General features: G+C 37.6%; 8 protein-coding genes. 7 read left to right on the top strand and 1 reads right to left on the bottom strand.

What is annotated here, in order from left to right:
* The 6 genes from AB685_RS23905 to AB685_RS23880 all read left to right on the top strand — a co-directional run.
* On the top strand, nt 1-1,281 hold a 1,281-nt coding region (locus AB685_RS23905; RefSeq protein ID WP_047973084.1), incomplete at its 5' end, for a glycoside hydrolase family 32 protein.
* 334 nt (nt 1,282-1,615) lie between these two features.
* The gene (locus AB685_RS23900; RefSeq protein WP_047973083.1) at nt 1,616-2,443 is read left to right on the top strand and encodes a spore photoproduct lyase family protein; all 828 of its coding nucleotides are present in this window, start codon (nt 1,616-1,618) and stop codon (nt 2,441-2,443) included.
* 402 nt (nt 2,444-2,845) lie between these two features.
* Nucleotides 2,846-3,211, top strand: a complete 366-nt coding sequence (locus AB685_RS23895) for a DUF202 domain-containing protein (protein WP_047973082.1) — start codon at nt 2,846-2,848, stop codon at nt 3,209-3,211.
* A gap of 34 nt (nt 3,212-3,245) precedes the next feature.
* Nucleotides 3,246-3,629: a hypothetical protein gene (locus AB685_RS23890; protein WP_128755937.1), complete on the top strand. Its 384-nt coding sequence runs from the start codon at nt 3,246-3,248 to the stop codon at nt 3,627-3,629.
* A gap of 87 nt (nt 3,630-3,716) precedes the next feature.
* Nucleotides 3,717-4,292 (top strand): polysaccharide deacetylase family protein, encoded by a 576-nt coding sequence (locus tag AB685_RS23885; RefSeq protein WP_047973081.1) that lies wholly within the window; start codon nt 3,717-3,719, stop codon nt 4,290-4,292.
* 46 nt (nt 4,293-4,338) lie between these two features.
* Nucleotides 4,339-4,704: a rhodanese-like domain-containing protein gene (locus AB685_RS23880; protein ID WP_047973080.1), complete on the top strand. Its 366-nt coding sequence runs from the start codon at nt 4,339-4,341 to the stop codon at nt 4,702-4,704.
* A 34-nt stretch (nt 4,705-4,738) separates the two neighbouring features.
* Here the strand turns inward: AB685_RS23880 and AB685_RS23875 are convergent, their stop codons facing one another.
* Nucleotides 4,739-6,367 carry a PAS domain-containing sensor histidine kinase gene (locus tag AB685_RS23875; protein WP_047973079.1) on the bottom strand — a complete coding sequence of 543 codons (1,629 nt, stop codon included), beginning with the start codon at nt 6,365-6,367 and terminating at the stop codon, nt 4,739-4,741.
* A gap of 453 nt (nt 6,368-6,820) precedes the next feature.
* On the opposite strand from AB685_RS23875, the gene AB685_RS23870 reads away from it, so the two are divergent.
* On the top strand, nt 6,821-8,516 hold a 1,696-nt coding region (locus tag AB685_RS23870), incomplete at its 3' end, for a 5'-nucleotidase C-terminal domain-containing protein (protein ID WP_047973078.1).

Here is an 8,516-nt window from a genome sequence, read left to right as displayed (position 1 = left end):
GTCGACCCTGATGGTGTATGGTCCGGGGATTCGATTATTGATGATGAAGGCAACCCGGCGTTATTTTTTACCGCARGGAATGACAGTATGATGCCTAATCAAATGACGGGTTTAGCAAGAAGTACATTTTTAGAGGATCAACATCCTGACTTAGAGAATTGGATCAAGCACCCAGAACCTGTCACCATTCAAGAAGAAGAGATTCAAACGGAAAAAGGAACGGTTTGGCATGGGCAATTTAGGGATCCGTTTGTTTTTAAATCTGGAGATAAATGGGTMCAGCTTGTTGGTTCAGGAATCAAAAATGGCGAGGAATCAGTTGGAGGAACGGCGCTTGTTTATACATCAGAAAATTTAATCGATTGGCAGTATGAGCATCCTCTAATGATCGGCAATGTCCTCGACTATCCAAAAACGGGRGATGTGTGGGAGCTTCCCGTGCTATTACCGATTGGGGAAAACGATAATGGCGAAGAAAAATATGTCTTTCTCATTAATCCATGGTTTGACGGTGATAGTGAACATGCTGTGAAGTATGTCTGGTATTGGATCGGTTCTTGGGATGAGGGAACCTATCAGTTTATCCCTGATCATGAGGAGCCGCATCTGCTAGATGTCGGTGAACACTTTACAGGACCAAGCGGAATGGTTGATGATCAAGGCCGAGCCATTGTGTTTTCGATTGCACAGGATAGAAGAACCGAAGAAAGYCGGTACAATGCCGGGTGGGCTCACAATGCCGGCTTACCAATTGTCCTTTCGCTTCGTAACGACCATCGTTTAGGGGTGGAACCGGTTCAGGAAGTAGAACGTTTAAGAGAAGAGCACCTTTATGCACTTGACACTCCTGCTACGATAGAAGATGTGAACCAACAAATAGCAGACCTAAGTGGGGACATGCTTGAAATTGAATTGGAAATAGAAAGAAAAGCAGCTCAAAAAGTCGGGATAAAAATACGGCAATCACCAGATCAAGAGGAAGAAACGCTTCTATTTTATGGTTTTGATGAACAAACGATGAATGTCGATCGCGAGCGCTCTAGTCTTTCAGATCATGTGGAAAAAGGGATTCAAGGAGGAAAGGTTGAGTTTGAAGGCGATCTTTTACGCCTCCGTGTCTTTCTTGACCGTTCTATGGTGGAAGCTTATATAAATGGCGTAAATAGTTTAACAACACGTGTCTACCCATCAAGAGACGATTCTCTCTTTTTAGAATTATTTTCAGAAGGAGAGTCGGAAGTGAAGAAAATGAATGTGTGGAGAATGGGAAGCGCCTATTAAAAAAAAGGGGTCAGACCCCAATTGCTTACGGGGGACTGACCCTTTTTCCATGCAAAGGTGCCCGATGAAAGCGCGGCGTCATTACGTCGTGTCCCCTTTTATCAGCTCGCTTAATTAATCATGAAGTCAACGTACAGGATATAAAAGAAGRCAACGGTCATGCTTACTTTTATATCTATGATCCGGATAGAAACCAGCTGCAGGTGCATTGGTAGCACTTATACATACTCTAAGACTCTGACGATGGTTAGGGTCTTTTTTTAAATTGGTAGTTAATGATTGTAATTTGCAGTATAGGGAATAAGATGAAGACATAGAAAGTGAGGGATCTCAGTTGACTCGACACCACATTGCATACAAGGAACCGAAAAAAATATTAACCGCTGCTAGCGGATTTTTATATGGATATACGCATTCTCTTAACCCTTATACCGGCTGCTTATTTGGGTGTTCTTATTGTTATGTAAGACAGAGTCCGGTTGGCTTATTTAGAGGGGAAGAGTGGGGCGAGTGGGTTGATATTAAAAAAGGTATTCATGAAAAGTATATTCGTGAAATGAGCAACCTGCGAAGACGGGGGAAGGAAGTTACGATCTTTATGGCATCGGCTACAGATCCTTATCAATCGGTTGAGTATAAAGAAAAAATAACAAGGGCCCTGCTTGAAGCAATTGTAGAGATGCCGCCGGATTTTCTTTTTGTGCAGACACGGAGCCCGCTTGTCACACGAGACATTGATTTGTTTTTAAAGCTTAAAGACAAGCTGCGTATCAGTGTGACAGTGGAGACAGATCTAGACAAGGTACGTAAAAGCTTCTCACCACAAGCTCCTCCTATACAAGCAAGGCTTAAAGCAATCGGCAAGCTTCAAAAAAACAGTCTGCCTGTGCAAGCTGCGGTAGCACCTGTACTCCCATTTTCAAAAGAATTTCCAGAAGCGCTGGCTGCTCTTGTTAACCGAATTGTCATTGATGATTTCTATACAGGTGATGGTAGTAATGGTAAGAGAACCGAGAGACTTAAGATTAAAGAATTGTACTCGGAAGATGAGGCAGAGAGATGGTATGGAAAACGGACACATGAATATGCCTACGAACAAATGAGAAAAGCTTTTTCAACAGAACAGATTTTATTTAGTAAAGAAGGATTTATGCCTTTTTAACCATAGCTTTCTTAAAGCAACCGTAAAAGGTTGCTTCTCTTATTTTAAGAGACATTATTATTTGACCTTATACCCATACAGGTATATAATAGTGGTTATATACAACTGAAATTAGATAATAAACTAATGAGTAAGGGGCTTAGGTATGTCCAAACAAGAAAAAAACACATGTAACACTACACATTGAGGCATAACAAAGAGTAAGACAGGCGGTGAGAAGCAACTAAAATCAAAACCACCTATATGACTGGCTGTTTACTTATGGTTCCTGGTAGGAGCTATCTTTGTTATTTACAATGTTGGGCTTTATTTGATAGGTTTTTTTCAATAAATTAATGATTGAATAGAGGAGTCTCTCTTTAATTGGGTAAAGGCTGAGGCTCCTCTAGTTCGGAGGGTCTTATGAATCAAACGAATGAATCAAAATATATTCAGCAGCATTTAGCGAATGAACGAACATATTTAGCGTGGATTAGAACAGCYATTGCTATTATTGGAATAGGCTTTTTGGCAACGACACTGCATTTTAACACACCGTTGCACGAATATATGGATAACGCACTTGCAATGTTTATTAGTGGGTTTTCACTAGTCTTAGGACTTTTAACCATCATTTTAGCCACCTATATTTATTTTCGTAATCGAAAAACCATTAATACTCAAACTTTTCATTCGTCYTTTAAAATTATTGTTTATATGACTGTGGTCGTTTTTATGATTCTGATATTATTTATGGTATATTACTCTGTTTTATTATTAAATACGTAAACTGATACTTGGTACGGTATCAAAATGAGGTGTTATGATGACGATCGTTTTCATACTTGGGTTACTAATAATCATGTATGTTCTATATAAAAGATATGTTCCTGTTTTTGGCTTGAATTGTAGTGAGCTTGAAAAAGTAATACAAAAAGATGACATCCTCCTACTCGATGTTCGTGACTTTCCAGTTGCCCATAAGTTAACTGTGGGAGGAACTATAAATATTCCATTAGCCTATTTAAAAAGATATTATGATCAGATTGAAGGAGAAACCGTATTTTTAATTGGGTCAGAGAAATTTGAAATCAATATGACTGCACGCTTTTTAAAGCGAAAAGGCATTAAAGTAGCAGGCTTTACGATTAAGAATGATCTCGACCGACATGATTGCAAAGAAAAACGTGAGGCGTATGGAGTATAGTCAACTACACTTGAGGTGAGATTGATGATGAAAAGTCCATGAGTAGAAACTCTTACTGGAGTTGTGTACAACTCATTAAACAAGAAGATGATTACTAATGGTTGTTCTCTCAGTCAACGAGAAGAAAAGTCAGTAATTTTAACGTTTGACGATGGGCCTAGTAAGTATTTAGAGGACTTACTTGATGTTCTAGTCTCAGAACAAATTGAGGCTATGTTTTTTTTTCAAACACGGCTGCTTCACCATAAGAGACCATGGGACCGCCTATTAGAAGAAGGGCATGTGATTGGCGCTCATACACATAGGCATCCTAATCTTTCTACATTACAGGCAATTGATCAAAGAAGAGAAATTGAGACAAGTAAACGCCAAATCGAGAAGATTACTGGTCAAACAGTTAAGTATTTCAGACCGCCTTTTGGCCAGTTTAATGAAGACACGTTGAATGTCCTATCTGATCTACAGTTGGAGATGGTGATGTGGGATGTAGCTTCTTTTGATTGGCTATTTAAAGGAGAGGCACTACGGATTGTTGAGATGGTTAAAAAACGTGTAAGAAACGGCTCGATTGTTCTTTTACACGAGCTTGAACAAACTTTACGTATTCTACCACTTTTAATTAAGGAGCTTAAAGAGGAAGGGTACTCATTTAAAGTATTATAATAATTGTACAGTAGATGAACCTGCTGAGAAAATAGGGGGCAGTAAGATGGAATTAGTTATTCAAGGAGTGTTTATTGCTTTTGTTATTTGGTTTGTCGTGAAGCGTATTTTACCGGCTCAAGGTGTTAAACAAATTACGACGGATCAATTAAAAGGCGAGTTAAATCGCAAGGGTATACAACTCATTGATGTGAGAACACCGATGGAATATAAAGGTCGTAACATAAAGCAAGCGAAAAATATTCCACTTAACGAAATTAAGCATCGTCAAAATGAACTCTCTAAAGATAAAGAAGTAATGGTCATTTGCCAAAGCGGGATGAGAAGTAATAAAGCATGTGGTACTTTAAAGAAATTAGGTTATTTAAATGTCACCAATGTTAGAGGTGGAATGTCTGCTTGGAGAGGATAAGTAGGTCAAAAAAAGACTAGATCACATAAGTGTTCTAGTCTTTTTTGTTAAGTGGGAATGTTATCGTCACTAGTGTACCTTTGCCCACTTCACTTACATATTCAATCTTCCCCCCGTGACCTTCTACAATTTTAAAGCTAACAGTTAGGCCTAAACCGGTTCCCTTTTCTTTTTCAGAATAAAAAGGTTCACCCAATCTTTTTATTCGCTCTTCACGGATTCCTTGGCCATTATCGTGAATGTTTACTATAATGGATTCCTTTTGTTTTAACACTCCAATTGCAATATTGGTAGCATCGGCTTCAATTGAATTTTTGATAATGTTTATAAAGAGTTGCTTTAATTGATTTGGCTCACAATCTAAGAGCAGTGGATTCTCTACCGTAGTCAAATCTACAGTGACACCATGTAAGTTCATTTCGGATTCAAGCAAGGTTAGCACATCTTTTATTGAATCATTGATATTCTTTTTTGAAAAAGTAATTTCTTGTGGTCTAGATAAGACAAGCAATTCACTCACAATCGTATTAATGCGATCTAGTTCATCTATCATAATGTTATGAATGAAGTTTTCCTTTTGGCTTTCAGATTGAAACATCTGCACGAACCCTTTTAAAGAGGTGAGAGGATTTCTAATTTCATGAGCAATCCCAGCAGCAAGTTCACCAATGACCGCAAGCTTTTCAGTCGTTTTTAATTTTTCTTCGGTTTCTAAAATTTGAGTAATGTCATTAACATAGCCGATAATTCCAGTAATGTTATCGTCAATAATAATAGGAACTAAGGCAAAATGCACAACTACTTTCTTTCCTTGTTTATGACAAATATGAACTTCGTGATCCCGTTTTGCCGTTTTATCTTTCACAACTGCTCTAAATGATTGGTAAATACGTTCTCTATCTTGCTCACAAATGTATTGAAAGATTGGCTTGCCAATAGCTTCATGGTTTTGATAGTTGGTGAGCGGTTCAAATTTAGGATTTAGATCGGTGATTCCTCCACATAAGTCGACCATAAAGACTAGTTCAGGATTGTATTTAAAAAGGGACTTATACTTTAGTTCGCTTTCTCTTAACTGCTGCTCTGCTTGTTTACGCTGCGTTATGTCTCTTCCGATCACGACTAACCCTTTTCGTTCCTTATTTTGTTTGTATAAAGGAACCTTAATCGTATCAAATGTTTTTTCTGATCCGTTTGGTAAGGGTATGATTTCTTCACAACGAGTCACTGTCCCTGTTTCCCATGTTTCTTCATCAGAGATCATACAATAATTGAGAGCATCTCGGTAAAAGTCTGTATATTGTGCGAGTTGGGCATCGGTTTTTCCTCGGTAATCGACACCTTCTAATTGAAAGAGCTTTAATCCAAAATCATTTGATTCGATCCAACGACCTTCTCCGTCTTTGAAGTTTACAAAGTCTACCATTGAATTAATGAGGGTGTTAAGTTTCTCTTTTTCATTTTTTAGGAGTTTTACTTCTTCTTTTTTGCCTAAGGCGTAGTAAATAAATAGGCCAGTTAAAATTACAAAGATAATACCTTTAAATTTTTGTATATTAAGGTWGGTGTCTAAATCTAATTGTAAGACTAAATAGTCGGTTGCAACGATCCAGAGTACACCTAAAATAATATATAGAAACAACATCTTCTTTTTATAGTTCATGAAACAGTCGCCTTCTCTCTTTTCTTAGTAAAGACAAAAAAGGTTTTTGTATAGTCTATTAGACCTTAATCATACCGAGATAAGTTTTGAAAAACAATACTTTATAGTTATCTATAGAAATCCATATTTAATGAAGAATGTTTCTATCTAACAATAAAATGATCATATTTTGTTTTTTAGAGGAAGATGACTTAGCAGTAATTTTCAATAAATCCTAAATCGATTCTTTCGATCCATTATCTATGCCCTACGTAGTGTAACAGTTTGGTAAATTGACGCTGAAATCTGTAATTGTAAGTTAATTTAGGCTATACCAAATTAACAAAAATGAATGCTAGACTTATAACGAATGGTAAAAAGTGTCGAATAAAGGCATGTTTGGAATGTCGATTAAGGTTTCAAAGGAGGTTGGGGGCTTGCCATTCATACTACAATTTAATGGAGGGTAAATTAATGAGCACATTCAATTCAGTTCATTGGAAAAAGTTGATGGCTGCTATACTTTGTCTAGTTCTGCTAACAATTCCTTTTTCGTTTAATCAAACTCAAGCTGAGCAATCAAATACTAATTTAGTAGATTTACAGATTCTTTATACAAATGATATTCATGCAAGTATTGATGGTCTTGGAAAAGCTGCAGCTTATATAAAAGAACAACGTCAAGATGCGGAGCATTCCTTGTATTTAGATGCAGGTGATATCTTTAGTGGGAATCCTGTAGTGGACTTAAATTATGGAAAGCCGATTATTGACATTTTGAATCTTGCAGGTCTTGATGCCATGACGATTGGTAATCATGAATTTGATTATGGTCAAGAAGTATTTGCAGAGCGTATGAGTGAGTCTAATTTCCCTTGGCTTGCAGCAAATATGGATGTATTTGATTCTGATATTCCTATTGAGCAACCTAAACCATATGAGATCTTAGATGTAAACGGAGTAGATGTTGCGGTCTTTACCTTAACTCAAGCACCGCCGTCAACAGCTCCTGCTGGAATCGTTGGGATTGATTTTGATCCTAATTACGCAGCTGTGGCAAAGTATTATCAAGAAGAACTTGAAGCTGAAGCTGACATTATTGTCGCTTTAACTCATATCGGAAACGCTGATGATCGTCGCCTAGCAGAGGAAGTAGATTACTTTGATGTGATTATTGGTGGACACAGTCATACTCTCCTTAACTCTCCAGTTGTAGTGAATGGTACACCTATTGTTCAAACGAATGGTAACCTTAATTTTATTGGGAATTTAACTCTTCAACTTGATACTGAAGCAGAAAAAGTCGTTTTAACAGAAGGTTTTCTTCAAAATGTGAGTCAATTAACAAATGTTGATGAAGAGGTTCAAGCGATTATTGATGAATACAATGACGAAATGGATGAGCTTTTAGGGGAAGTCATTGGACGTTCAGATACAGGATTATCARGAGATGGTCGTTATGAGCATGACGCTCCTCTTGGGAACTTCTGGACTGATGCTATGAGTTCATATGCAAATACAGATTTTGCAATCACAAACAATGGCGGGATTCGAGATAGTATTTCCGCTGGTGAAATCACAGTTGGTGATATTTATGCGATTGAGCCATTTGCAAATGAAATTATGGTCTATGAAATGACAGGACATGCGATTAAAGAAGTGCTTGCATTCTCTTATTCTCGTGGAGACCGCAATCAAATTGACTTACAAGTCTCTGGTTTAGAGTATGAGATTGTCGCAGGTCCTGTTGGAAATCTATTAGATGTTAAGCTAACAAAAGATGGACAAGCTCTTGATTTGGATGAGCGTTACACAATTGCTGTTCCTGACTATATTGGAACAGGCGGTTCTGGTTATGAGTTTGAAGGAACGATTCTTAATGCTTTAGTGGGTCAAATGACTTCAGCTATGATTGAGTATGCAAAAGAACTGACGGCTAATGAAGAAGCTATTAATTATAAGCGAGAAGGCCGTATTAAGATTACGATCGATCCAGGTGGTCCGATGCCTGGTGAGGTTATTGGAGCAACAGAAAATGGTCTTTTCTCAACAAATAAGAAGCTTGCTGATGTTGGAATGGGAAATCTTTATACAGATGCCATGCGTAACAAGGCAAATGCTGATATTGCCTTATTAAATGGTTCTTCAGTAACTGGTGAAATTCCAGCGG

It is taken from the genome of Bacillus sp. LL01, assembly GCF_001037965.1.
This window is presented reverse-complemented; position numbering and strand designations above follow the sequence as displayed.

What these genes read in the sequence shown, in the direction of transcription:
- AB685_RS23890 (WP_128755937.1), top strand. Translation starts at nt 3,246, where the DNA reads ATGATGACGATCGTTTTCATACTTGGGTTACTAATAATCATGTATGTT.
- AB685_RS23885 (WP_047973081.1), top strand. Translation starts at nt 3,717, where the DNA reads ATGATTACTAATGGTTGTTCTCTCAGTCAACGAGAAGAAAAGTCAGTA.
- AB685_RS23880 (WP_047973080.1), top strand. Translation starts at nt 4,339, where the DNA reads ATGGAATTAGTTATTCAAGGAGTGTTTATTGCTTTTGTTATTTGGTTT.